This is a genomic window from Corynebacterium sp. CCUG 69979, assembly GCF_024454095.1.
In the GTDB taxonomy this organism is placed as follows: Bacteria; Actinomycetota; Actinomycetes; order Mycobacteriales; family Mycobacteriaceae; genus Corynebacterium; species Corynebacterium genitalium.
Window position 1 is genome coordinate 33,765 of the sequence record NZ_JAGPZA010000014.1, and the last position, 21,706, is coordinate 55,470.

Below are 21,706 nucleotides of genomic sequence, written 5' to 3' on the forward strand. Positions count from 1 at the left end.
GGCCTGTACAACTGTTGGTTGATTTGCTGGAGGCCACAATGACCACTCGTTCTGCAACCCACACTCTCAGCACCCTCGTCTGCGCGGCTCTACTTCCTCTCGGGCTAGCCGCATGCACCGAGGACGCCCCGCTTCCAGAACCCACCCCGAGTCCTGAGACCACAACGGAAACTGTCTCCGAGGAGACTGAACCAGAAACAGACGATAGCTCCACCACGGTCACAGTCTCCGAAACGGAAGAAGCATCTGACGCAGCCGCGGCTGCGGAACCGGCCGAATCCCCGACCGGCCCGTGCGAGTGGACCCCCGCAGAGGAAGGCGATATCGGTGACACCATCTCCACCTACTGCGACGGGCAGTTCGCCGTGATCGGGAAGTACCGCTCCGACAACGTGGAATACCTGCACTGGGACGGAAACGACTGGCAGCCAATTGAGCACGACGGACGCGATCCGGCGTCGAACTTCAAGTGCTACGACCACGACAAGGTGCGCGAGATGGGTGCGCCGGAAGAGTTCGTCGAAAAGCTCACTCCGTGCCATTAAGGCCGGTTCCAAGATTTAGTTCGCATGTTTGCATCGGCAACGAATTCTGACCTGGTCTTTTGGCTACCAAGATCAGGCCCGATGCAAACTAAATCTGCGGGACTAGAAGTCGTGGATCTGTTGCGGCGCCGGAACCGTTCCTCGGTTTGGCGCGTGAATGCGAATAAAGACAACGCCCCCGCGAATCCAGGCCGGTGAAGGCTGGACGCGGGGGCGTCGATAAGCGAAAAGCTCTTATGCGTTGAGCTTGCGGTAGTCGAAGACCTGGTCGATGATGCCGTACTCGACAGCTTCCTCAGCGGTGAGGATCTTGTCGCGGTCGGTGTCGATGCGAACCTGCTCAGCGGTGCGGCCGGAGTGGCGGGCCAGCGTCTCCTCCATGAGGCGGCGCATGCGCTCGATCTCCTGGGCCTGAATCTCCAGGTCAGAAACCTGGCCCTGGGTGCCCTGGGTGGCCGGCTGGTGAATGAGCACGCGCGAGTTCGGCAGCGCAGCGCGCTTGCCCGGAGCACCAGCAGCGAGAATCACCGCCGCAGCGGATGCGGCCTGACCCAAGCAGACGGTCTGCACGTCGGGGCGAACGTACTGCATCGTGTCGTAGATGGCCATCAGGGAGGTAAAGGAACCACCCGGGGAGTTGATGTACATCGTGATGTCGCGGTCCGGATCCTGGGACTCCAGGACAAGCAGCTGCGCCATGATGTCGTTGGCGGACGTATCATCGACCTGGGTGCCCAGGAAGATGATGCGCTCCTCGAAGAGCTTCGAGTATGGGTTGGTTTCCTTCGTGCCGTACGACGACTGCTCGATAAAGCTCGGCAGAACGTAACGGGAGTTAGGCATCTGGAAAGACATATTTTCTCCTTTGAATCTCTGCCGGGTTAGTTGCTGATGGTGCCTTGGGCGTTGGAGATCACGTGGTCTACGATCCCGTAATCCTTCGCCTCCTGCGCGGTGAACCAGCGGTCGCGGTCCGAGTCCTTGGTGATTTGCTCGAAGCTCTGGCCGGTGTGCTCCGCGATGAGCTCCGCCATCTCTTTCTTCGTCTGCGCGAACTGCTCCGCTTGGATGGCGATGTCAGCTGCGGTACCACCCACGCCTGCCGACGGCTGGTGCATCATGATGCGCGCGTGCGGCAGAGCAAAACGCTTGCCCTTCGTGCCGCCCGACAGCAAGAACTGGCCCATCGATGCAGCCAGACCCATGCCGTAGGTGGCAATGTCGCACGGCGAGTACTTCATCGTGTCGTAGATCGCCATGCCCGCCGTCACAGAGCCGCCCGGAGAGTTGATGTACAGCGAGATGTCGCGGTTCGGATCCTCTGCGGACAGCAGGAGGATCTGCGCGCACAGCTTGTTCGCAATCTCATCGTCGACCTGCTGGCCGAGGAAGATGATGCGCTCACGCAGCAGGCGCTCGTACACCGAGTCACCCAGGTTCATGCCGGTGGCCGGGGTTGTCATCTACAGTGCTCCTTCTAAATCAGTTTTCGTTGCGTCTCAAGTAACGCCCCACCCTAGTCGCGGATTCCCGCCGGGCGGTCTGTGTTCGCTGTCAGCGTGCGGGCTAACGGCAAACCCCGGCAGACGGGAGAATGTCCAGCCTGCCGGGGTGCACGAAGATTTACTTCTCGTCTGCCGAATCAGCGTCAGCGGCGTCAGCGTCTGCCTCAGCGGCTTCAACCACGGCTGCGTCGGCAGCCTCTGCCTCAGCAACCTCGTCCTCGTCGAGTTCACCGAAGTACTCGTTCGGATCGATGGTGTTGCCGTCCTCGTCCTTCACGGTGGTGCGCGCGATAGCGGCGGCCAGTGCCTTGCCGCGGCGGACATCGGCGTAGAGGTTTGCCACCTGGCCGGACTGCTGCAGCTGCATGATGAACTGGTTCGGGTCCATGCCGTAGGACTGGGCGGTGAACAGGATGTGGTCGGTCAGCTCCTGCTGGGACACCTCCGGCTCTTCCTGGTCGGCGACAGCATCGAGGAAAAGCTGGGTACGGATGGAGTCCTCGGCGTTCTCGCGGGACTCCTTGTCGAACTCCTCGCGGGTCGTGCCCTGCGCCTCGAGCAGCTGGGCGAAGGCGGACTCGTCGTGGGCCATCTGGCCGAGGATCTGGTGGAGCTGGTTGTGGACCTGCTCGTCGACAGCTGCGGTGGGCAGCTCGAAGGAGGACTGTGCCAGCGCGGCCTTGAGGACCTCGTCGCGGATGTCAGCAGCCTGCTGGTTCTTGCTGTTTTCCTCGAGCTGGGTCTTCGTGGACTCGCGCAGCTCCTCGACGGTGTCGAACTCGGAGGCCATCTGCACGAACTCTTCGTCGAGCTCCGGCAGGGTGCGCTCCTTAGTCTGCTGAACGGTCACGGTGATGGTGGCCTGCTCGCCCTTGTGCTCGCCGTACTGGATCTCGGACTCGAACTCAGCGGACTCGCCGGTCTTGAGGCCTTTAATGGCCTTGTCCAGGCCTTCCATGAGGTCATCACGGCCGATCTCGTAGGAAATACCCTCCGTGGAGGCCTCCTCAATCTTCTCGCCGTCGACGGTTGCCTCGAGGTCGATGACCGCGAAGTCGCCCTTCTTCAGCTTGCGCTTGGTGTCCTTGAGCTCACCGAAGCGGGCGCGCAGGTTGTCCAGTTCCTCCTCGACAGCCTCGTCGTCGACCTTGATCGACGGCACGGTGACGGAGATCTTGGAGAAGTCCGGGACCTCGATCTCCGGGCGGATGTCCACCTCGGCGGTGAACTCGACGTGGTCGTTGTCCTCGATCTCGGTGATCTCGATCTGCGGCTGGCCCAGCACATTGAGGTCGTTCTCGGTGACGGCCTGCTCGTAGCGGGTCGGCAGCATGTCGTTGACAACCTGCTCGAGGATCGGGCCGCGACCAAATCGGGCGTCGATTAGCTGGCGCGGAGCCTTGCCGCGACGGAAACCCGGGATGTTGACTTGCTGGGCAATCGCCTTGTACGCCTGGTCGATTTCCGTGCCGAGCTCCTCAAACGGAACGGTCACGGTCAGCTTCGCGCGAGTGTCGCTGAGCTTGTCCACGGAAGTCTTCACGGAAATACTCTCCTGGCTAATTGGTTGTTGTCGTTCAAATGTTCTCGGGGAAACGCGCGTTTCCCGGTCGGGGCGACAGGATTTGAACCTGCGACCCCCTGCTCCCAAAGCAGGTGCGCTACCAAACTGCGCCACGCCCCGTAAGCTGCGGTGGCTGCGCCGCGCGCAACCTGCTGGCTCACGGGTGACGATTCTAGTTGGGCTAAATACGGCCAGATTCATCGGGGGCCGGAAAGCCGTGCGAAGAAATTCAGCCCCCACGAATCCTCCGACAACTCATGATGCGGTCGTGTCCCGCTCACTTTGCAGATAATCTGCGCCTTCATTGATCAAACGGTCTGAATACAGATATCTCTGCTTGGTCACCCAAGCACTTCCTTTACCGCTCTCGTAGTTCCGGATTTCCACTGCCAATCGTTTGTGCAACCCGTGAGGCTGGACTTCTTCATCCGATGTCAAGACGAAGACTTGATAGCGTCCCCCGACCTCTCTTTTCTTGGGGCTGTTGGAGTTCTGAGCCCATCCATGTTCGAGTAAATGCTCTATCGCCTTGGCAATTTTTCGCGACTCGGGAGTTTTCTCTCCCTTGAGCCTTTTGATCTCATCCGTAGTGAACGGCACGTTGTCGCGCCTTTCCTTGATGAAGGGAAGTTCTTCTTTCACAGTTCTATCGACATAGAAGGCAATCCATTTGACTGGGCGGAAGGTTCGTCCTGGCTGACAGAGATAAACCCCCGTTTTTGTGTACAGCTCCCATTCTTGGAACCCCGGCACGAGAACAGTGTCCTGGGGTTCCGTGGGCCGCTTCCGGGCGAGAGGTGTCAACCGATCAATTTTGCGGAGAAATTCCTCGAATAGAGGGGCGATCGAACGCGCCGCCTGAAAAATTCGTTCAGCCTCGAAGGTGACGTCGAGTTCTAAGACAGAGTCGTGATGGGCGATTCTGTTTCGAAAGTTTCGAATGCCTTCCACCGTGGCAGACAGATCTTTTCTACTTACGGCTCTGGGAAAAGCCTTTGATAATCCTTCTCTCCAGAGTTCATCGTGCTTTGTGCCGAGCATACGGGTCCAGAAACCGAAGTGAAGGTTGGCAATAATCTGGCCTCTTAGGTCTCTGTGCTCGCTAGGAAGGCTGTCGCGTGTATCTTCGACGACCTCTCGAATCTCATCTCCAAGGAGCGAACTTCGGGAAAGAAGCCACGGAACCTTACCCGGTGTTTCGAAGATGGTTGCGAGTTCGCGATCAATCGCGTTCCTGAATCCCACCTCGAAATGCGCCAACAGCTCAAAGGCAGCGGCTGCCAATTCTTCGGCCCAAAGATAGAGTGCCCGCGCCGCTTTCTGATCCCCTCGAGCTTCATCCAGATAAGGCTGCATTCGAGGGGTGCTGACCAAATTGTCGAAGAAAAAACCTTCGCCACTCAACGTGGCCGTCTGCTCACCCATAAACGTCCCCCACCCGAATTTCGTCCATGCCACGCCCTGTTCCCCCAAAGAGGAGGTGACGGATTTCGTTTGCTACCCTAGTTCCCGTACGCCCCGGTGTCGCCTCTGCACATGCATGCGCCCGGGGCTAAAAAATTGCCGGGAAAGAACAAGAGCCGGCTCCTAGATTCCAGGAGCCAGCTCTGCGATGGAGGGAATGACGGGAATCGAACCCGCGTCTTCAGCTTGGAAGGCTGAGGTATTAGCCACTATACGACATTCCCACTGCGCTCTTTAGCGCGCCGATTATCCTAACCCAGCGTCGTGCGCGAGACCAAAATTGGAACTAGCGTGATCCTTTATCCGTTGTGGGTAGCGTGAGTCTCTTTAGCGTTCTTCTCATAGTCGCAGCGATCGGCGGCGTGGTTCTGCTGATCAACAACTCCCAGAACAACAGCCAGCGTGCGCTCGAGGGCAGCGCTTCGCTTGACGACGAAAAAGCAGACGCGCAACGGTGGGTCGACCGCCTCGGCCACCAAGTGCTCACAATATCCGGTGAGGATGCCGCATCGACTCAGGCCATGGCGGATGCCTCCGAGCGGTACAACGCCGCGAACTCCGCACTCCAGCGCGCCACCACAGTCAAGCAGGCCCTGCTGGCCCGCGAGTCCGCTCTGGAAGGCATGCACTATGTCAACGCCGCACGGGAGATCCTCGGGCTGGCACCGGGGCCAGAACTTCCCGAGCTGGAAGCGCAGCGCAAGGCTGGCAAGGTCACCGAGCACCGCACCATCGAGCACGAGGGCCAGTCTGTGACCGCCTCGCCGTACGCGAGTGCGGAAACCCCGCACTACTACCCTGGCGGCGTTGTCGCCGGTCGCCCAGTTCCGGCAGGTTGGTACTCCGCTGCCTGGTGGGGTCCGGCCATGATGACGGGCGTGTGGGCGGCCAGCTCGATGATGTTCTACTCCGCGATGTTTGCCGGCATGGTCGGCACGCCGAGCGCAGACCAGTTCGCTGCGGGCGACTTCGGGGCCGATACCGGCGACGCGGGCGAGATGGGCGACGGCGGGGACATGGATGCCGGCGATGCCGGTGACATGGGCGATGGCTTCGGCGGTATGGGCGACGGCTTCGGCGACGGTGGGGGGTTCGATTTCGGCTTCGATTTCTAACCCCTATCCATCCCCGCCCCAGCTGCTCCTTCTCAGCTATTTCGGCGGAGATCCGAAAATCGTTATGCAGGTCTCACACGTTCGCCGGGTGTAATGTAGGTCTCAACCGACACGCTATCTGAGTTCAAGGAGGGCCGACATGGCCAAGATCAACACCCGCATTAACGAGATGCTCGGCATCGAGCACCCCATCATCCAGGGCGGCATGCAATGGGTCGGCAAAGCCGAGCTGGCGGCTGCTGTTTCTAATGCGGGCGGCCTCGGCATCATCACCTCTTTGACCCAGCCCACCCCGGAAGACTTGGGCAATGAAATCGACCGCTGCCGCGAGATGACCGACAAGCCCTTCGGCGTGAACCTGACCATCCTGCCGACGATCACCCCGCCGCCGTACGAGGAGTACCTCCGCGTAGCCATCGAAAAGGGCATCAAGATCGTCGAGACTGCCGGCGCGAACCCGTCTCAGCTGGTGCCGGGCCTCAAGGCCGCGGGTGTGACCGTGATCCACAAGTGCACTTCCGTGCGCCACGCCATCTCCGCCCAGAACAAGGGTGTGGACATTCTCTCGATCGACGGCTTTGAATGCGCCGGCCACCCCGGCGAAGACGACATCCCGGGCCTGATTCTGCTTCCGGCTGCCGCTGACAAGCTGGAGATCCCCTTCGTCGCCTCGGGCGGTTTCGCTGACGGCCGTGGTCTGGCCGCCGCCCTGTCTCTGGGTGCCGAGGGCATCAACATGGGCACCCGTTTCGTCGCTACCGAGGAAGCTCCGGTGCACCAGAACGTCAAGCAGGCCATCGTCGACCGTTCCGAGCTGGACACCAACCTCATCCTGCGCACGCTGAACAACACGGCGCGCGTGGCGAAGAACGCGGTGAGCGACGAGGTCGTCGAAAAACTCAACCAGGGTGCGCAGTTCCCGGAGATCCGCGACCTCGTGGCCGGCAAGCGCGGCGCGCAGGTGTACGAGACCGGCGACCTGGACGCCGGCATCTGGTCAGCTGGTCCGGTCCAGGGCATCATCAACGACATCCCGTCGTGCCAGGAGCTGCTGGACCGCATCGTTGCTGATGCCGTGGAGATCATCGAGGGCCGCCTGGCCGGATTCGTGGCGAAGTAGCATGCGCGAGTTCAAGGGCAACATCACCTCCGAGACCGTCGAAGACGGTGCGGTGACTATCGTCCGCATCTCCAACCCGGAGAAGCGTAACGCGTTGGAGCCGGACTCCTACTGGTCTATCGGTGATGCTGTGAATGAGGCGGACGCGAACCCGGCGACCCGCTGCGTGATCATCACTGGCGACGACGCAGCATTTTGCTCCGGCATGGACTTGACCGTGTTTCTCAGCGGCGAAGAAGAGATCTCCGCGGGCAATTTCACCGCGATCGAGCACATGGTCAACGCAATCACCCGCGCTTCCGTCCCGGTGGTCGCTGCCGCGGAAGGCGCTGTCGCCGGCATCGGCGCGTCCCTGGCGTGCGCGTGCGACCTCATCGTTGCTGGCCAGAAGACCTTCATCACCCTCCCGTTCGGCCGCATCGGGCTCATGCCCGACGGCGGCGCCGTGGCGACGTTAGCTGCGTCGATTGGCCGCCACCGCACGATGCAGCTGGTGCTACGCCACGAGCGCATCCCCGCAGCTGACGCCGTGGCGTGGGGCCTGTTCACCGAGGTCTCGGACAACGCTCTCGACCGCGCTCTCGAGTACGCTCGCGAGTTCAGTTTCTCCCCGCGCGGGGCTCTGGCGGACGCGAAGCGCGCCGTCAACCGCGCCTCCCTGGATCAGCTGCCGCAGAGCCTGGCTGAGGAAGCCCGCGCCCAGACTGCTTTGGCCCACAGTGCGGAGCACCTGGAAGGCGTGAAGGCGTTCCTCGAGCGCCGCGAAGTCACGTTCTAAATCTGCCAGCCCGAAGTCTTCATAGCCCCACAGGATAAAGTGGGGCTATGAAGCGTTCCCCAGCTTTCCTGTCCGTGCTGGCCCTGGCCTTCCCGTTGGCCGCGTGCTCGGAAGGCTCCGCGAGCAGCGCGGACACCGAAGAGGTTCAGGTCACCGTCGCAGACGACACCTGCGAGGTCAGCGACGACGAGGCCGACAGCGGCAAGGTGACGTTCGAAGTCACCAACGACGGCGGTCGTGAGACGGACTTTTTTGTTCTGGCGGAGGACGGCCTCCGCGTCGTCGGCACGCGGGGAGGCGTCGTGCCCGAAGAAACGGCCGAGCTAGCCGTCGAACTGCAACCTGGCTCATACTTGACCGCGTGCAGAATGGGCGAGTACGGGCTGCTTTTCGCGCAGTCTGAGTTCACCGTCTCCGGCGACGAAGTCGAGTACGCGGAGGCCAACAACCGCCGTAAGGGCAACGCCCGCGAGAACTACATCGCGTTTGTCCAGAACGAAGCCGCGGAGATGCTCCCCAAGACCGTCGAGTTCGCAGAAGCGTACGCTTCCGGCAACGACGAGCGCGCCAAAGAGCTCTACCCCGCGGCGCGCTCCCATTACAAGCGCATTGAGCCGATTGCCGAGAGGTTCGGACTTCTCGATGCACGCATCGATGCCACCGAGGTCGAGTACACCGATCAGGCCGACGAGCTTATAGAGGCGGACTCCACGTTCACTGAATGGCTCGGTTTCCACCGCTTAGAGAAGGACTTGTGGCCGCCGGCGGAGGGCGACGAGAATTCCGACGGAACACCCGCCAGCGAGAATTGGGAACCGTCGACACCGCAGGAGCGCCGCGAGCTTGCCGACGCTCTCATCGCCGACGTCGAGCAACTCCACGGCACGGTCAACGAAGATTCTTTCCTAGCAAGCGACGACATCACAATCGACACGATCGCCAGCGGCGCGCTCACCGTCCTCGACCGGATGGCCGAGACCGCAGCCACCGGCGAAGAGAACTGGTGGTCGCAGACGGATGTCAGCGATCTAAAGGCCAACACCGAAGGTACGCGCGTTGTCTTCGACACGGTCGCAGACCTGGGCAGGAAAAATGATGAGCGCGAGGAGCTTATCGACGACACCGACAAACGGTTCGATAACCTGCTCACACTGATCGACGCTGAGGAGGAAACAGAAGCGGATGCGGAAGAACCAGGTGGGCGGTCGAAGCTGGTCGATGAGATCAAGGCTATCCGCGGGCAGTTTGGCGAACTGGCAGATTAGAGGCGCTGCCACGCGGCGTCGATAAGCGCGATTGCGCAATGTGATTTTCGAAACATTAACGCCAATAAATTCGCGGAAACATCGCCACCCTCCGTGCAACGGAACTAAGGTTAGCTTTGCTTGTCTTAGGCAAGCCTTCCCTGCCATAGTTCACGCACTAGAAAGTCACGGTGCCCATGTTCATTGCCGCGTTCCTGGTCGGTTTGCGCGAAGGGCTTGAAGCCTCGCTCATCGTCGGCATGCTGCTTGCCGCTGTCCGGCGCCAAACCGAATCGAACCGCCGCAGCGCGATGCGCACCGTCTGGGCTGGAGTCGTCATCGCCGCGGCGATCTGCCTGGCGCTGGGTGCTGTTTTCACGTTCGGCCGCTACGGTTTGAGCTTTCGCGCCCAGGAAGCGATCGGCGGCATCATGTCGCTTGTCGCTGTGGCCATGATCACCGGCATGATCCTCTCTTTGAGCAATGAAAGCGGCCGTTTGCGCCGCATGCTCGACGACAAGACAGGCGACGCGCTCAATCGGGGCCGCCAGGCGATCTTCTGGCTTGCGTTCGTCGCAGTCGCACGAGAGGGAATCGAGTTGACCCTGCTGCTGTGGGGGTGGACAACGACCCCGTCGGCCGTCATCGGCGCATTCTCAGGCATCGCTGTTGCCATCCTGCTGGGTTGGGCGATCTACCGCGGAGCACTCAGCTTGGACTTGGGCACGTTCTTCCGCTGGTCAAGTGCCTTGCTCATCGTCGTCGCCGCTGGAATCCTCGCGTACGCGGTGCACGACCTCCAGGAAGCTCAATTCCTCCCGGGGCCATTCTCCGGAGAGCCTATTGCACCGACCCATCCCCGCACAGGCGAAGTTCTCACCGGTTTCACCACATACCCGTTCTGGATGGCGTCGTTCCCCTTCGGCTGGGCTTTCGATGTCTCCGGCGCTATTGACCCGTCGGGAATCGTCGCGACGCTCCTGCAAGCGTTCACCGGTTTCATGCCGCAGATGTCGTGGCTCCAGGTCATTGCCTGGGTCGTGTACATGGCAGTCATTGTGCCGATCTTTGTCGGGCACGTCCGTGCGTCGAAAAGCGAAAAGCGTATCGACGCTGAATCACGAAAGGTAAATCTATGAAGCGTTCCCCAGCACTTGTCGCCGCACTGGCTATGACCCTGCCATTGGCAGCATGCGTGGAAAACACTGCTGACGGTGAAGGCCTGCAGGTCACCGCGAAAGAGGACGCATGCGAAGTCAGCGCCGCTGAGACCGAAAGCGGAACCACGACGTTCTCCATCACCAACGCGGGAGAACGCGTCACAGAATTCTACGTGCTCGCCGAAGACGGACTGCGCGTGATCGCCGAACGCGAGAACATCACCCCCGGTGGCACGGCGGACCTGATCGTCCAGCTTGAACCCGGAAGTTACCACACCGCGTGCAAGCCAGGCCTGCGCGGTGCGAATGTCGGCCAGGCCGAATTCACAGTCACCGGTGAACCGATCGAATACGACGCGTCCGACGAGAAGCGTTTCAACGAGGCGCGCGACAACTACGTCGCGTTCGTCCAGAACGAAGTCGCTGAGCTGCTGCCGAAGGTGGAAGAGTTCGCAGAAGCTTACGCGTCCGGCGACGATGAGCGGGCGAAGGAGCTCTACCCCACCACGCGTGTGCACTACGAACGCATCGAGCCGATCGCCGAAGCCCTCGGCGTGCTGGACCCGCGCATCGACTACCGCGAAGTGGACTACCTGGCCGAAGCCGACGACCTAGCCGGAGAGGACCCGGAGTTCACCGAATGGCTCGGTTTCCACCGCATGGAGAAGGACCTCTGGCCGCCCGCCGAGGACGAAAAGAATGCCGACGGCGCCCCGGCCCGCGAGGACTGGGAACCGTCCGACCCGGCGAAACGCCGCGACATCGCAGATGCTCTGACCGCTGACGTCGAGGAACTCAACGAGACCGTGAACGCAGACGACTTCATCGAGAGCAACGACATCACCGTCGGTACCGTCTCCAACGGTGCCATGAGCTTGCTCGAGGAAGTGGCCACCACGAAGGTCACCGGTGAAGAGAACTGGTGGTCCCACAAAGACCTCTACGACTTCCAGGCGAATATTCAAGGCTCCCGCATCGCGTTCGACATGGTCAAGGACATCGCTGCCGAGCGGGGCGAGGAGGGCAAAACGCTTGTCACCGACATCGAGGAGCGCTACAACGACGTCCAGGACCTCCTCGATGAGTACGGTTCCCTGGAGCAGGGTTACGTCGATTACGACGAGGTAGACGCAGCCCAGCAAGCTGAGCTCACCCGCGCGATCGATGCGCTGCGCGAGCCCCTGTCTCAGCTCACCGGAACTGTTCTGGGACTCAACATCGACAGCGGCGTAGAGGACTAGTCATGGGCCGGTTCGAACTGGGGCGGCGGAAGTTCCTGGCGCTCGGAGGCGTGGGTGCCGCCGGAGCAGCTGCGGCGGCATGCGCGCGGGAGAACTTGCACGACAGCGGCCGTGGCGGCGACGGCGGCATTGACGGTGTGAGCCACGAAGAGCTCATCGTCGACTTCGCCGGCGCTCACCAGGCCGGCATCATCACGCCGATGCAGAACAACCTGCATTTCGCGGCGTTCGATATGTCGGAGAAAGCTGACCAGAAGAAACTGATCCGGTTGCTGGAACGGTGGACCGATGCCGCCCGGCGCCTCACCCTGGGTGGTGAAGTGTCGTCGAAAGGCGCATTCGGCGGTGGTGCGAATTTCCCGCCGGATGACTCCGGTGAGGCCTTCGACCTTGGTCCTTCTGCCCTCACGATCACGATCGGTTTCGGACGCAGCCTTTTCCGCGACCAGTTCGGCCTGGCGGACAAGCTGCCCGCCGAGTTCACAGAGATGCCCACGATGACCAACGACTTCCTCAACCGCGAGGAGTCCGAAGGCGACATCTGCATCCAAGCCTGCGCGAACGACCCGCAAGTGGCCACGCACGCGATCCGGAACCTGACCCGTCTCGCCGTTCCGGACGCGTCGCTGCGTTGGACCCAGATCGGCTTCGGCAAAGCCTCGGTGACCAGCGCCGAGGAGCAGACCCCGCGCAACCTTTTCGGCCAAAAGGACGGCACGGCCAATATCCGCTCCGATGACACGGCGGAACTGGACGAGCACGTGTGGGTCCCAGACGACTCCTCCCAAGCGTGGGCGGCTGGCGGGACGTACCTGACGGCGCGGCGCATTGCGATGAACATCGAGGTCTGGGACACCCTCCAGCTCGAGGAGCAGGAGCGCGTCACCGGCCGCGACAAAGTCGTCGGCGCGCCCCTGACCGGCACCGACGAATTCGACGAGCCGGATTTTGACGCGGTGAACGACCGTGGTCGGCCCGTCATCGACCGCGGTTCCCACCTGTTCAATGTGCACCCGGCTCAAAACGGCGGGATTCGCATGCTGCGCCGCGCCTTCAACTACGTCGACGGCTCCAACGATCAGGGACGCATGGATGCGGGGCTATTCTTCATCGCGTTCACCCGCACCCCGGACCGTTTCGCTACCGTGCACCAGTCGATGTCCCGCGACGAGATGTTCCTAGAGTATCTCAAGACCACAAAGACCGGCACGTACTTGATTCCACCGGGCGTGGGCGAAGAAGGGTTTATCGGCGAAGGGATGTTCGCTTAAAGGGGGCACGCTTATCGACGCTGCCACGCGCCGTCGATAAGCGCGATCGCTCCCGCGTCTTCGAACGCGCGGAGCCACCCCTCCATCGGCCACGTGCCCCACTTGGAATGGAAGACGGCGGCGTTGCGGAGAATGTCGTCGAGGTGCTCCCACGGCGGCGAGGAAACGGGGTGCCACTGGTGGTAGGCGTGCGCGCCGCCGACCCAGATGAAGTCAATGCCGTGTTCGCGCAGGTTCCACGCGAAGTCGGTGTCTTCGCCGCCGTAGCCAGAAAAATCGGTGTCGAAGCCGCCGAAAAGCTCGTCGATGCGACGCCACGTGGAAGCGGTCAGCGCGAAGGATAAAGACCAGAAGAGGTTGTAGTCATCGGCGGGGACGAGTTCGCCGGCCGGCGGGTTCGGCCGGGCTTCGTGCGGCTGGGGGTTGTCGGTGCGTAGCTCTCCCTCCGGCAGGTACGTCACCGGGCCGGCGAGGACGGCCTCGGGCGCGTGGTCAAGTGCGTCGAGATATCGGTCCGCCAGCCCGGGGCCCGGCAGGCAGTCCGCGTCGAGGAAGATGAGCTGCTCGTGCCCGCGAGCAAGCGCTTCGGCTGCGCCGGTGTTGCGGGCGCGGGCGAGGTTGGGCTCCTCCAGCGGAACCACATGCGTATCGGGCAGTCGGGCGGCGACCTCTTCGGCATCAGCTAGCGCGACGAGAATGTGCTCGATGCCATCAGGAATGAGGGACGCCTGGCGGGCGACATGATCGGCGCGCGCCGCGTTAGCCAACGTGATGATCGCGGTCATGAGGCCCCCAGGATGACATCGGCTGCTCGGCGCGCAGCGCCGGCGGTTTGCCAGCCGCGCTGGGGATCTTCCCAGAACGTGTCCATTCCAGCCGCTTGGTGCAGCAGCGCCGGCCACATGGCTGGCTCGGGGAAGGATTCGGGGACCACGGCGAGGCCGGCATCACGAAGCACAGCGGCTGTCGCCTCCTGCTCCTCAAACGGGCGGGGTTGCGGCAGGACGATGGCCGGCGCGCCGCAGGCGGCGACATCGGCCACGGAGTTCTGCCCGGCGGCGACCACGACGACCCCGGCGCGCTGCAGCAGCTCGGCCAGCGCAGCATCGTCGTCGACGCGGTTGTCGGCATCGAGGACGGTGAAGTCCCAGTTCGGGCAGGCGCGCTCGACAGCGCCCCACGAGTCATGGTCCCAAGTGGAGCCACCGGTGCCGGACATGACGAGCACCGACCTCTCCTCACGCCCGCCGTCAGAGGAACCATCCAAGCGCGAAATTCCGCCCACGGCGTGCAACCGGTCGGTATGCGCCTCCAAGTGGGCGGGCACCGGCACCCAGTCCGGCCATGCTGCGACGATCGCGGCGGCCTGGGCGTAGCCGAGCTGGTGGGGAGCATCGTCGCGCACACCCGGCATGGCCACGGTGACTACAGGCACGCCGAGGAGCCGGACAAAGACGGCGACCTCCACGGAGCAGTCGACATAGAACACAGAGGGGTTATTGGCTTTCACCCATGCGGCGATCTGCTGCATCCGGGCGCGGTAGCCGTCGTGCGTGGTTGGAGCGTAGTGCAAGGTTCCAGCTGCGGTGAGCGAGTCGGAGGCGGGGGCACCGGCGTCGTCGATAAGCACGACGTCAGCACTGGGGTGCGTCGACAAAATCGCTGCGTCGGGGAGGTGGCGCGCGATTTCGCGGCAGCGCTGAATGTGGCCCGAGCCGTGGTGGTGCGCATAAAGTCCGATCATTTGACCGTCACCTCGCGGTAGAGATCCACGTAGCGGCGGGCGGTCTGGGCGAGGCTGTGGTTCTCGACGACCCAGGCGCGGGCGGCGGCGCGGTCCACGTGGAGGGCTTTGTGGATCGCCCCGGCCAGCGCGACAACGTCGTCGGGTGGTACGAGAACGGCCGGCGCTGTCGCAAGCAGCTCTCCCATGCCGCCGCGGTCGAAGGCGGCGACGGGCGTGCCGCACGACATCGCCTCGAATGCGACCAGCCCGAACGGCTCCTCCCAGCGCGGGGTGACCACGCACACCGCATGCTTCCCGACGAGCCTGCGCAACTCCCCATGCGACAACTCCCCCAGCCACCGGATCAGGTGGCCGTCCAAACGCGGTGCGATCTGCTCCTGGAAGTAGTCGTGGTCGCCCTTGCGGCCAGCGATCGTCAGCGGCAGGCCAAGGAGGCGGCACGCGTCCATGGCCAGATGCAGCCCCTTCTCCGGGACGATGCGGCCGAACCACACCGCACCGGGGCCGCCTGGACCCGGCGCCCACTTACGCACGTTGACTCCGTTGGGGATGACCTCGATCGGGCCGTGAACGGCAGGCGGCATCTCCCAGCTCGCGGCGGTAGTCGCGCTCACGGCGGCGAAACGGCCGGCGGCTTCACCAGCTGCCTCCACTGCGGCAAAGATCTCCGGCAGTTGCGGGGTGTGCAATGTGGTCACCATCGGAAGCGGTTCCGGCGACGCAGGCGAAGGGAACATGGCGGGACTCAAGCTGTTGTTGTGCACGACGTCGTAGCATTGCGTCACCAAGTGCTCCCGCAGCGCGAGGAACGCTTGTTCCTCCCGCTCGCGCCCGCCTGCCGGATAGCCAGTGTCGGTGGCAAGTTCTGCCGAGTCCCCCCAGTTCACACCCGGAAGCTCGTGGCTTTTGACGTTGCCGTCCGAGCCTTTCGCAGCGTAAAAATCAACCTCGTGGCCTTCGTTGCGCAGCGCGGTGACCATGGTGTGGCAGAACGCCTCGAGCCCGCCGGCGAACGGCTCGCGGATCGGGTACCGGGCCGGCGCTACAAACGCGATGCGGAGGTTCTGGCAGCGGGCGGGAATGCACTCCTTGAGCAAGGTAGTAGTCACGGCCGGGCCTCCGTCGCCCCGCCCACGGCGGCGCGGTACACGGCGGCGTGGGCCTGCTTGATGCCCTCCAGCTCGGCGCGGCGGTCGCCACGGTAGGGAATCTGGCCGCGTTCCAGCAGCTCTGCGGCCGCGCGGCCGGCGGCGGCGCCATCGCCCGCTTCGTACTCGGCGACCGCGTCCGGCGTATCCGCCTGGGAGGCGTAGCAGCCGCAATCCGGCACAGCCACACTCACCCCCAGGTCACGGCACATCTCCAGCCAGCCCGAGTGGGTCCCGCGCACGTACGGCAGGACGCAGACGGCGTGGCTGGCAACGGCCTTGTGCAGCACAGCATCGTGCATCGGCTCGTGCACGACAACGTCGAGATCCGCAAGCCCCCGGCGCAGCGGCTCAGTCGCCTCAACGTCGTGCGCATACACAGTCAACGGCACCTGCTCCGCCAGTTCGCGGTAGAAGTCCGGGTCGGCAACAACATTGCCACGCAGGGATTTCAAGAACACCGCTACCCCAGTGGCCGCCGGGTCGGGTTCGCGCGGAGCGGTGATGAGGGGGTGCGGGATTACGTGCGCGTCGACACGCGAAAAACGCTGTGCGATGACTTCCGCGGCGGCGCTGGTGAGCGTGACCACCTGCGATGCTGCACCGATGAGCACGGCCAAGCTCTCGTGGTGGGCTGTCTGGTCTTCAAGGTGCGGGTTGTCCAGGTCGTGGACGGTCACCACAAGCGGCACCGGCAGCGCAGCAACAAGCTCGCGCAGTTCATCCGGGGTGTAGTGCTCGAAACCAAAGTGGACGTGCACGAGATCGACATCATGCGGCTCGTCCCAGTAGGACGCTTTGAGGGCGGGGTGGGGCCACCAGTTGCCGTCGATATCCGGGTCCGGGAGAAAATGCACGCCCTCCGGCTGAATCGCCTGCGTGTAGACGTGTTCAGCCGGGATCGACAGAACCTTCACACCCACCGCCTTTCCTCATCTGGGCACCCGACCAATATAAACGTTTCTGCAAATGTTGGCATGACTATATTCGGGGGCATGTTCTTGACCGTCGTGGGCAACTGCCAAGCCGAGTCCCTTCGTAAACTCCTGGCCAGCACCGGGCACTTCGAGTCGCAGCGGATCCCTCCTGTGCATGAGCTCGCCGAAGCCGACATGGGATGGTTCGGTGACATGCTCGCCCGTACCGACGTCTTGGTCACCCAGCCGATCCGCGACGACTACCGCGGCTTGCCCGTTGGCACCGCACAGATGCTCGTGCAATTGCCGCCCGGTGCGCGCCGCGCGATCGTGCCCGTGCTTCGTTTTGACGCGCTCATGCCGTTCACGGCGATCATCCGCGACCCCGCCGACTCCTCCCTCAACCCGCCGGTGGTCCCCTACCACGACCTGCGGATTCTCTGCGCCGCTGCGCAAGACTTGGACGCCCCCGTCAGGCCCACGCTCACGCCTGATGCTTATCGACGAGCCCTTGCCATGTCCGTCAACCAAATCCGCACGCGTGAGGAACGCTTCAAATCGGTGAGGATCTCCGACTTCCTGGAGACCATCCCGGTGTGGCACATCATCAACCACCCCGACAACGAGACCTTGGCGGTCGTGGCGGCGCGCATCCTGCAGGCGTTGGGCTTGTCCGGTTCCGTGACCATGCCCGATTACGAAATGCTTGGCGAACTCGACGCTCCACTGGACCCCGGCGCGTGCGCTGCTCTCGGCGTATCGGTTCGCGGCCGGGACGCGTGGATGCACAGGGATAACGGCGAGATTCTGTGGGAGGAGATCGTCGACAAGCAACTAGCGCACTACCGCGAGCGGCCCGCACTGGTCGCGCACGGGCTGGACCGCCACGCGGAACGGATTGCGAACTTGGAGTTGATGCCCTGATGCCCACGCACCTCATCGTCGGACCCGACTCGCACGGGGTGACCCGGTACGCGCTGGAGTTGGCAGCAGCTACCGATGCCCCTGTGCTGCGCGAATCCGAGTTCAGCGCGGTCGCCCTGCCGGATTCTGTCGATTCTGTGCACGTCGCCTTCACCGACCACCTCTTCGGCGACTCCCCCGCTGCAGCTGTCGACGCTCTGCTTGCCCGGGTCGGGTCGCGTCAGCTCAGCGTGAGCTTCCACGACATCCCCCAGCCCGAAGAAGGCGCTGACCGTTTCGCCCGCCGCGCCGCCGCCTACCAACGTTTGGCCGCTGACGCTGATGTCGCGGTAGTGAACTCGGAGCACGAGGCTGAATTCTTCCGTGACGCCGGTATCGACGTGGGTGTGATCCGCCTGCCGATCCCGCTGATCGACTCAGCGTTCGAGCCGGAACCGGGGACCGTGGGAATTCTCGGATTTCTGTACCCAGGCAAAGGGCACGAAGAGCTTATCCGCGCCCTACGCGGCACCGACTACCGTCTGCGTTTCCTGGGCTCCGTCTCCCCCGGCCACGAGGAGTGGGCGCGTGGGCTTGAGGCCCATGCGGAGATCACGGGTTGGCTTTCCGACGCTGACCTGGCCGCCGAAATGGGCCGCATCCAGATTCCCGTCTGCGCGCACCGGCACTTCTCCGCCTCCGGGTCGCTGATGACGTGGCTCGGCGCCGGCCGCCGCGTTTTGGCTAGCGATTCCGCCTACACCCGCGAGATCGACGAGTGGCTGCCCGGTCGAATTACCCGCGTGCAGCCTAGCTCGTGGCGCTCTGCAATCGACTCCTACACAGTGGATCCTGCACCGCAGATGCAGGCACCGAACTACGGGTGGGATGACGTGGTCGCGCAATGGCGTGAGGTGTGGGCATGATCAGTGTCATTATTCCCCACTACAACGACCCTGACAGCCTCGCGAAGGTGATTGCGGCCGTGCGCGCGCAGGAAGGCGTCGGCGAGGTCGAGATCATCGTCGCCGATGACGGCTCCGCGGTCGTGCCCGACATGCCCGGCGCGACGGTGGTGACGCAGAAGGATCTCGGTTTCCGCGCTGCCGCGGCACGCAACCTCGGGGCGAGTACCGCGACGGGCGACGTGCTCGCCTTCCTCGACGCCGACACTGTGCCCGAGCCCGGTTATCTCGCTGCTGCGTGCCGGCATGTGGAGGAGGATTGGCGGGCGGTGGTCGTCGGCAAGCGACTCACGGGCGCCGCGCGCGAGGAACCCGCATGGCTGCGCGACGCCTGGCGCGACACCGACAACCTCTCGCGTGCCGACGACACCTCCTGGCGCTTCATCATCTCCTCCGTCCTGACCTGTTCGCGCCGGTTCTTCGACGCCATCGGCGGCTTCGACGGGACCTTCGTCGGCTACGGCGGCGAGGACTGGGAGTTCGGCTTCCGCGCCTGGAACGACGGCGCGACCTTCGTCCACGAGCCAGATGCTGTCGCGGTCCACGACGAGGAAGATTTCGGTGGGCGCTACAACAACCCCGACGAGGAAGCCCGCGTTAAGAACATCGAATCGGTGGCGCTAGCGCACCGCATCACGCACCCGCTCGCCCGGCCGGACGGGGTGCACTTCGAGCTGGCTGACATCGGTGTCCGCGTGAGTTCCATGTCCGAGCGCTCCCCTGGCGTTCTCGAGCAGGTCATCGCGTCATGGCTGCGCGCGGACGCAATCGTGTACTGCGACCCCGCCCTTGACGTACCGGACCTATTCCGCCACGAGCCCCGCGTGAGGACCGCGCCGACGGGCCCGGAGAACCCTGCGGATCAGCACCGCATCAGCGTCGATCTTGCCGGCCCGTGGGCTTTGACCGATCTCGCAGCGTTCCACCGGGCTACCCAGGACACGCTTGTCGGCACGGGGTGGAGGGTTGATGTGGCGGGGGTGCCGTCGATATGCGTGCGTACTGCGCGGGCCCGTGCGTTGGGCAGCGAACCTCGCTCCATCGAGCGTCCCGTGGGAATTGAGTGGGTCGATGGTCCCGTTCGCCTCGAGCGATACTTCGCCGGCTGGTAGAAAATGGTTATGGACCTCAACACGCTTCTTGGCCTCGAGCGCCAAGGCTGGGACTCGCTATGTGAGCAGCGCGGCGGCACGTTCTACGGCGAACTCATGACCGATGACGCCGTTATGGTGCTGGTCAACGGCATGATCATGGACCAGCCCACCATCGCCGCGAGCATGAATGACGCGCCGCCGTGGGACAGCTACCAGATCACAGACCCGCAGCTCATCCCGCTAAACGACGGCGCCGCCACCCTCCTCTACAACGCCTCCGCCCGCCGCGGCTCTGACAACTTCGAAGCCCTCATGACCAGCACCTACGTGCTGGTAGACGGGCAGATCCGGATGAAGCTGTACCAGCAGACCACCGTCACCCACTAGATCAAGCGCTGACCTTGCCGGGCAGGGTGCGTGCGGGCGCGCGAGCGCAACCTCCCGAATCAGCCGAAGTTCTGCATCGTCCCCCATGCGCTCAATTGTGTCGTGCACGGCGGTTTTGCGCTAGCCGAGCACAGGGCGGTAGGCCATTTTCGTGCTGTCCACACGTCAAGTAACTGGGTTCACTCCTGCAACACGTGACCTGGGGATTTACGAGGGCATTTTCGACGGCACGAAAATGCGCTTTTCCTTATGCTTCAATTTTGCTTATCGACGTCGCCAACGCCCCGAAAACGCACCAGCCCCACGCGACTCACAGTCGACGTGGGGCGATTTCAGGCTCAGCAGGCGGCGACGAGCCCGCGCCTTTTCTAGAGCGTCTTCGGAGCCGGGATCTCTTCGGTCTCCCCGGTCTCCTCGTAGCGGGCGAGAATATCGATGCGACGCTGGTGACGCTCCTCGACCTGGTGGTCCGGGGTGATGCCGACGAAAGCGTCGACAATCTCGAGGGTCTCCTCCAGGGAGTGCATGCGACCACCGATGCTGATCAGCTGGGCGTTGTTGTGCTCCCGTGCGAGCTGAGCGGTCTCAACGGACCAAGCCAGAGCGCAACGGGCACCCTTGACCTTGTTCGCGGCGATCTGCTCGCCGTTGCCGGAACCGCCAAGCACGATGCCCAGCGAGGACGGGTCGGCGACAGTCTTCTCCGCTGCGGCGATGCAGAACGCTGGGTAGTCGTCTGCAGCGTCGTACTCGTGTGCACCGCAGTCGACGACCTCATGGCCGGCAGCCTTGAGGTGCTCGGCGATCTCGTTCTTGCGCTCGAATCCGGCGTGGTCTGCTCCAAGGTAAATACGCATGGTTCCCAGCGTAACCAAAAGCGACCGCGCCCGGCGCACCCCGCACGCCTTAGACCTGCGGCGCCTCGGTACGGGAGCGCTTGAGCTCGAAGAAGTAGGGGTACTCGGCCAGGCCCAGTGCGTGGTCGAAGAGCGCACCTGCTTCCTCGCCGGTCGGAACGCGGGTGATCACCGGGCCGAAGAAGGCAGTCTCACCGAGCTGGATGACCGGGGTGCCCACCTCATCGCCGACGGCGTCCATTGCGCCCTGGTGGTAGCTGCGGAGCACGTCGTCGTAGGACGCTTCGTTCGCCACCGATGCGAAGGACTCGTCTAGACCGACTTCCTCCAGCGCCTTCTTGATCACGTCGTCGTAGGCGCCGTAACCCTTCTGGCCTCCTTGGCCGCCGGGGTGGATGAGGGTGCCCATGGCGGTGTACAGGTCGTCGATAAGCTCGGGGCGCTCCTGCTTGACCTTGGCGAACACGCGCGCCGGACCCCAGTTAGCTTCCATCATGGCCATGTAGTCCTCGGGGAGGTCGCGGCCGTCGTTAAGCACGGACAGCGACATGGGGATCCAGTCGATCTCGATGTCCCGGACCTTTTCAACTTCCTTGATCCAGCGGGAAGTCTGCCAGCAGAACGGGCAAGATGCGTCGAACCAGAACGTTACGTTTTCCATTATGACCCTTTCATTGATGG

Annotated in this window: 22 protein-coding genes and 2 tRNA genes; 12 read left to right on the forward strand and 12 right to left on the reverse strand. The window is 63.3% G+C overall.

The window, feature by feature from the left end:
• Positions 1-38: 38 nt before the first annotated feature.
• Positions 39-545, forward strand: coding sequence for a hypothetical protein (locus KBX18_RS08655; RefSeq protein WP_255995666.1), 507 nt, complete (start codon positions 39-41; stop codon positions 543-545).
• Positions 546-779: 234 nt separating this feature from the next.
• On the opposite strand, the gene KBX18_RS08660 is transcribed toward KBX18_RS08655, so the two are convergent.
• The 6 genes from KBX18_RS08660 to KBX18_RS08685 form a co-directional block, all read right to left on the reverse strand.
• Complete coding sequence (locus tag KBX18_RS08660) at positions 780-1,400, reverse strand: ATP-dependent Clp protease proteolytic subunit (RefSeq protein WP_005289088.1); 621 nt, start codon at positions 1,398-1,400, stop codon at positions 780-782.
• 26 nt (positions 1,401-1,426) lie between these two features.
• Positions 1,427-2,008, reverse strand: a complete 582-nt coding sequence (locus tag KBX18_RS08665) for an ATP-dependent Clp protease proteolytic subunit (protein ID WP_005289085.1) — start codon at positions 2,006-2,008, stop codon at positions 1,427-1,429.
• 160 nt (positions 2,009-2,168) lie between these two features.
• Complete coding sequence (tig, locus tag KBX18_RS08670; RefSeq protein WP_255995667.1) at positions 2,169-3,593, reverse strand: trigger factor; 1,425 nt, start codon at positions 3,591-3,593, stop codon at positions 2,169-2,171.
• A 67-nt stretch (positions 3,594-3,660) separates the two neighbouring features.
• Positions 3,661-3,734: transfer RNA gene (locus tag KBX18_RS08675), tRNA-Pro, on the reverse strand.
• A gap of 135 nt (positions 3,735-3,869) precedes the next feature.
• Entirely contained in the window at positions 3,870-5,072 is a 1,203-nt protein-coding gene (locus KBX18_RS08680; protein WP_255995668.1) for a hypothetical protein, read from the reverse strand.
• Positions 5,073-5,227: 155 nt separating this feature from the next.
• Positions 5,228-5,302: transfer RNA gene (locus tag KBX18_RS08685), tRNA-Gly, on the reverse strand.
• A 93-nt stretch (positions 5,303-5,395) separates the two neighbouring features.
• Between KBX18_RS08685 and KBX18_RS08690 the strand changes: the two genes are divergently transcribed.
• From KBX18_RS08690 to KBX18_RS08720, 7 genes are all read left to right on the forward strand, one after another.
• The gene (locus KBX18_RS08690) at positions 5,396-6,193 is read left to right on the forward strand and encodes a DUF1542 domain-containing protein (protein ID WP_255995669.1); all 798 of its coding nucleotides are present in this window, start codon (positions 5,396-5,398) and stop codon (positions 6,191-6,193) included.
• A gap of 139 nt (positions 6,194-6,332) precedes the next feature.
• On the forward strand, positions 6,333-7,313 hold the full coding sequence (locus tag KBX18_RS08695; RefSeq protein ID WP_255995670.1) for a nitronate monooxygenase family protein: 981 nt from the start codon (positions 6,333-6,335) through the stop codon (positions 7,311-7,313).
• 1 nt (position 7,314) lies between these two features.
• Positions 7,315-8,091 (forward strand): enoyl-CoA hydratase-related protein, encoded by a 777-nt coding sequence (locus tag KBX18_RS08700; RefSeq protein WP_255995671.1) that lies wholly within the window; start codon positions 7,315-7,317, stop codon positions 8,089-8,091.
• 47 nt (positions 8,092-8,138) lie between these two features.
• The gene (locus KBX18_RS08705; protein WP_255995672.1) at positions 8,139-9,356 is read left to right on the forward strand and encodes a peptidase M75 family protein; all 1,218 of its coding nucleotides are present in this window, start codon (positions 8,139-8,141) and stop codon (positions 9,354-9,356) included.
• Positions 9,357-9,532: 176 nt separating this feature from the next.
• Positions 9,533-10,474, forward strand: a complete 942-nt coding sequence (gene efeU / locus KBX18_RS08710) for an iron uptake transporter permease EfeU (protein ID WP_255995698.1) — start codon at positions 9,533-9,535, stop codon at positions 10,472-10,474.
• The gene (gene efeO / locus KBX18_RS08715; RefSeq protein ID WP_255995673.1) at positions 10,471-11,736 is read left to right on the forward strand and encodes an iron uptake system protein EfeO; all 1,266 of its coding nucleotides are present in this window, start codon (positions 10,471-10,473) and stop codon (positions 11,734-11,736) included. Before efeU ends, efeO begins: the two co-directional genes overlap by 4 nt.
• Positions 11,737-11,738: 2 nt before the next feature.
• On the forward strand, positions 11,739-13,007 hold the full coding sequence (locus KBX18_RS08720; protein WP_255995674.1) for a Dyp-type peroxidase: 1,269 nt from the start codon (positions 11,739-11,741) through the stop codon (positions 13,005-13,007).
• Positions 13,008-13,018: 11 nt separating this feature from the next.
• Here KBX18_RS08720 and KBX18_RS08725 read toward each other — a convergent pair whose 3' ends face one another.
• The 4 genes from KBX18_RS08725 to KBX18_RS08740 are packed head-to-tail and all read right to left on the reverse strand — an operon-like array spanning position 13,019 to position 16,819.
• Entirely contained in the window at positions 13,019-13,792 is a 774-nt protein-coding gene (locus tag KBX18_RS08725; RefSeq protein ID WP_255995676.1) for a glycosyltransferase family 2 protein, read from the reverse strand.
• Positions 13,789-14,751: a glycosyltransferase gene (locus tag KBX18_RS08730; protein WP_255995677.1), complete on the reverse strand. Its 963-nt coding sequence runs from the start codon at positions 14,749-14,751 to the stop codon at positions 13,789-13,791. The genes KBX18_RS08725 and KBX18_RS08730 overlap by 4 nt, the downstream gene beginning before the upstream one ends.
• Positions 14,748-15,863, reverse strand: a complete 1,116-nt coding sequence (locus tag KBX18_RS08735; RefSeq protein WP_255995678.1) for a glycosyltransferase — start codon at positions 15,861-15,863, stop codon at positions 14,748-14,750. Before KBX18_RS08735 ends, KBX18_RS08730 begins: the two co-directional genes overlap by 4 nt.
• Positions 15,860-16,819, reverse strand: a complete 960-nt coding sequence (locus KBX18_RS08740) for a glycosyltransferase family 4 protein (RefSeq protein ID WP_255995679.1) — start codon at positions 16,817-16,819, stop codon at positions 15,860-15,862. The genes KBX18_RS08735 and KBX18_RS08740 overlap by 4 nt, the downstream gene beginning before the upstream one ends.
• Before the next feature lie 78 nt (positions 16,820-16,897).
• On the opposite strand from KBX18_RS08740, the gene KBX18_RS08745 reads away from it, so the two are divergent.
• The 4 genes from KBX18_RS08745 to KBX18_RS08760 are packed head-to-tail and all read left to right on the forward strand — an operon-like array spanning position 16,898 to position 20,168.
• Positions 16,898-17,743 (forward strand): WcbI family polysaccharide biosynthesis putative acetyltransferase, encoded by an 846-nt coding sequence (locus KBX18_RS08745; RefSeq protein WP_255995680.1) that lies wholly within the window; start codon positions 16,898-16,900, stop codon positions 17,741-17,743.
• A complete protein-coding gene (locus KBX18_RS08750) occupies positions 17,743-18,648 on the forward strand; it encodes a glycosyltransferase family 1 protein (RefSeq protein WP_255995681.1) in 906 nt (301 codons plus the stop codon). Before KBX18_RS08745 ends, KBX18_RS08750 begins: the two co-directional genes overlap by 1 nt.
• The gene (locus KBX18_RS08755) at positions 18,645-19,799 is read left to right on the forward strand and encodes a glycosyltransferase family 2 protein (protein ID WP_255995682.1); all 1,155 of its coding nucleotides are present in this window, start codon (positions 18,645-18,647) and stop codon (positions 19,797-19,799) included. Before KBX18_RS08750 ends, KBX18_RS08755 begins: the two co-directional genes overlap by 4 nt.
• Positions 19,800-19,808: 9 nt before the next feature.
• Positions 19,809-20,168: a DUF4440 domain-containing protein gene (locus KBX18_RS08760; protein ID WP_156774809.1), complete on the forward strand. Its 360-nt coding sequence runs from the start codon at positions 19,809-19,811 to the stop codon at positions 20,166-20,168.
• A gap of 368 nt (positions 20,169-20,536) precedes the next feature.
• On the opposite strand, the gene KBX18_RS08765 is transcribed toward KBX18_RS08760, so the two are convergent.
• Both KBX18_RS08765 and KBX18_RS08770 read right to left on the reverse strand, forming a co-directional pair.
• A complete protein-coding gene (locus KBX18_RS08765; protein ID WP_255995684.1) occupies positions 20,537-21,025 on the reverse strand; it encodes a ribose-5-phosphate isomerase in 489 nt (162 codons plus the stop codon).
• Positions 21,026-21,074: 49 nt separating this feature from the next.
• Positions 21,075-21,689: a DsbA family protein gene (locus tag KBX18_RS08770; RefSeq protein ID WP_255995699.1), complete on the reverse strand. Its 615-nt coding sequence runs from the start codon at positions 21,687-21,689 to the stop codon at positions 21,075-21,077.
• Positions 21,690-21,706 lie beyond the last annotated feature (17 nt).

Coding starts and splice junctions, on each gene's coding strand:
- KBX18_RS08655 (WP_255995666.1), top strand. CDS start 39: ATGACCACTCGTTCTGCAACCCACACTCTCAGCACCCTCGTCTGCGCG.
- KBX18_RS08660 (WP_005289088.1), bottom strand. CDS start 1,400: ATGTCTTTCCAGATGCCTAACTCCCGTTACGTTCTGCCGAGCTTTATC.
- KBX18_RS08665 (WP_005289085.1), bottom strand. CDS start 2,008: ATGACAACCCCGGCCACCGGCATGAACCTGGGTGACTCGGTGTACGAG.
- KBX18_RS08695 (WP_255995670.1), top strand. CDS start 6,333: ATGGCCAAGATCAACACCCGCATTAACGAGATGCTCGGCATCGAGCAC.
- KBX18_RS08700 (WP_255995671.1), top strand. CDS start 7,315: ATGCGCGAGTTCAAGGGCAACATCACCTCCGAGACCGTCGAAGACGGT.
- KBX18_RS08705 (WP_255995672.1), top strand. CDS start 8,139: ATGAAGCGTTCCCCAGCTTTCCTGTCCGTGCTGGCCCTGGCCTTCCCG.
- efeU (WP_255995698.1), top strand. CDS start 9,533: ATGTTCATTGCCGCGTTCCTGGTCGGTTTGCGCGAAGGGCTTGAAGCC.
- efeO (WP_255995673.1), top strand. CDS start 10,471: ATGAAGCGTTCCCCAGCACTTGTCGCCGCACTGGCTATGACCCTGCCA.
- KBX18_RS08720 (WP_255995674.1), top strand. CDS start 11,739: ATGGGCCGGTTCGAACTGGGGCGGCGGAAGTTCCTGGCGCTCGGAGGC.
- KBX18_RS08725 (WP_255995676.1), bottom strand. CDS start 13,792: ATGACCGCGATCATCACGTTGGCTAACGCGGCGCGCGCCGATCATGTC.
- KBX18_RS08730 (WP_255995677.1), bottom strand. CDS start 14,751: ATGATCGGACTTTATGCGCACCACCACGGCTCGGGCCACATTCAGCGC.
- KBX18_RS08745 (WP_255995680.1), top strand. CDS start 16,898: ATGTTCTTGACCGTCGTGGGCAACTGCCAAGCCGAGTCCCTTCGTAAA.
- KBX18_RS08750 (WP_255995681.1), top strand. CDS start 17,743: ATGCCCACGCACCTCATCGTCGGACCCGACTCGCACGGGGTGACCCGG.
- KBX18_RS08755 (WP_255995682.1), top strand. CDS start 18,645: ATGATCAGTGTCATTATTCCCCACTACAACGACCCTGACAGCCTCGCG.
- KBX18_RS08760 (WP_156774809.1), top strand. CDS start 19,809: ATGGACCTCAACACGCTTCTTGGCCTCGAGCGCCAAGGCTGGGACTCG.
- KBX18_RS08765 (WP_255995684.1), bottom strand. CDS start 21,025: ATGCGTATTTACCTTGGAGCAGACCACGCCGGATTCGAGCGCAAGAAC.